This window comes from Teichococcus deserti (genome assembly GCF_001982615.1).
GTDB classification, from domain to species: Bacteria; Pseudomonadota; Alphaproteobacteria; order Acetobacterales; family Acetobacteraceae; genus Pseudoroseomonas; species Pseudoroseomonas deserti.
On sequence record NZ_MLCO01000407.1, the window covers coordinates 1 to 2,148 of the forward strand.

At 75.5% G+C, this 2,148-nt stretch carries 2 protein-coding genes; both read right to left on the reverse strand.

What is annotated here, in order from left to right; translation table 11 throughout:
- A partial coding sequence (locus BKE38_RS28120; RefSeq protein ID WP_131829766.1) for a hypothetical protein occupies nt 1-1,091 on the reverse strand: 1,091 nt, incomplete at its 3' end.
- Nucleotide 1,092: 1 nt separating this feature from the next.
- Nucleotides 1,093-2,148 (reverse strand): hypothetical protein (locus tag BKE38_RS32540; RefSeq protein WP_165694311.1); only part of this gene is annotated, 1,056 nt, incomplete at its 5' end.

The following is a 2,148-nucleotide window of genomic DNA, read 5'->3' on the forward strand; positions in this document are numbered from 1 at the left end:
GCCAGCGTCGCTGCGGCGGTGGCGCCCCCCCCCAGCGCGGCGATCAGCACGAACAGGCCGGTGACCACGCGCGGCTCGGGCAGCAGCAGCCGCACCGCCCCCTGCCCACCCGCCGGAATGCGCAGCGCCGCCCCGCCGCTGGCCGCCGGCAGCTCGGGCGCGCCGGGCGCCGCTTGCCGGGCGGCGGCGCCGGGACGCGCCGCGCCGCTGTGCTGGATCGACAGCCGCGCCTGCTGCGGCACCATCCCGGCCGGAAAGGCGATGCTGACCTGCTGCGCCTGCAGCCGCCCGCCGGGGAAGCGCAGCACCTGTTTCTCGGATCCTTCGACGAAGCCGCGGCGCTCCAGCGCGATGCCCAGGTCTAGCGCGCCGATGGCGACCTGGCAGGGATGGTCGGCGCTGCAGATCAGCTCGACCGAGAGCGGGTTGGGCAGGCTGGCGCGGCCGGCGGCATGGCGCGCGGCCAGGATGTTGAGCGTGTCGCGCAAGGCCGGGCCGAAGCCGCCGGAGACCGGCAGGCTGGCGCCGGTGGCCAGCAGCTGCGGCCCCGCGGGATCGCCCAGGATGCGGCAGGCCAGCTGCGGCAGGGCGACCTCGGCGCGCAGGGTGACGCCGGCGATGTCGCCGGGTACCAGGGCGAAATCGCTGCCCGCCCGGCGGCGGCGCAGCACCAGCCGGGCATCGGTCAGGTTCAGCGTGGCGCCATTGGCGCCGAGCGCCGCCTCCACCACCGGGTCTTCGGAAACATTGCTGCCGTCGAAGCGGAAACCGCGCAGCGTGTCGCCGGCCTGTGTGGCGCCCAGGCGGATGCGCAGGATCGGCCGAGCGGTGGAAAGCCGCAGCACCAGGCCAGGGCCTTCGCTGGCCAGGGCGACGGGTGCCGGCCCCGTCCCCTTGGCCTCGAACTCCCGCGCCGAGAAGGTCAGGTCCAGCACCGAATCATCCGACAGGAAAAAACCCTGGGCGCCGGCGCCGGTGGGGAAGTCGAGGCGGAAGCGCCGTTCGAAGCGGGTGACGCCATTCACCGTGACCGCCGTGTCCAAGGGCTGGGCGGTGGCGGCGCCGGGAAGCTGGGCGCGTTGCAGCCGCATCTCAGCGCGGGCCCTGCGGCCGGATCACCGGCCCCACCACGGGGCCCACCACCGGCCCCTGGGCGACCCGCAGCCGCTGGTCGAGGGTGGTCGACAGCTCCTGCCGCAGCGCGCCCAGGTCGGTCGCCTGCCGCTGGGTCAGGCTGGCCAGGTCCGCCCGCGTCACCCGGTCGCGTTCCAGCGCGACCAGCCGCTGCTCCAGCCGGGTGCCCATCTCCTGCCTGATGCCGGCGATATCGGCGGCCTGGCGCTGGCTCAGCGCGGTCAGCTCGGCGCGGGTGACACGGTCGGCTTCCAGCGCCCGCAGCCGCGGCTCCAGCGCGCCGGAAAAATCCTGGCGCAGGCGGGTGAGCTCGGCGGTCTGGCGCTGCTCCAGCCCGGCGATATCGGCGCGGGTGACGCGGTCGGCCTCCAGCGTGCGGATCCGCTGGTCGAAGCCGGTGTTCAGCTCCTGCCGCAGCCGGGTCAGGTCGGCGGCCTGGCGCTGTTCCAGCGCGGCCAGGTCGGCGCGGCTGACGCGGCCCTGCTCGGCCAGGGTCAGCCGGCCTTCCAGCCCGGCGATGCGGGAATCCAGCTTGGAATCGCCGAGCCCGGTCACCTGCCGCACGTCGCGCACGCTTTCGATGGCGGTATAGACCGCCAGCCCGCCGCCGCTGATCGCCGCGCCCGAGGCGCCGGCGGCACGCGCCAGCTCGACCATGGTCTGGCCCTTGAAGCGCCCGGCATTCCGGGCGAGGTAGCGGTTGACGCTGTCGGCGGCGACCACGTCGCGCAGCGCCTGGCCGAGCACGCCGCGCTCCAGCCCGGCCACCGCCCGCGTCGCCCCCACCAGGTTCTTGGCCAGCTGCGCGGCGTCCTGGTCGGCCCGCATGCCTTCCAGCAGCCGCGGCAGGCGGTCATCCTGCTCGATCGCCGTCTGCAGCGCCGTGGCGAAAGGGCCCAGCCAGTTGACGACGCGCAAGGTCGCGAGCGCCAGCACCGGGGCCTCCGGCGCCGGCGGCTCGGCCACGGCGAAGATGGTGGCGGGGATCACCGGCAGGCCGGCGGCGGAGGCCCC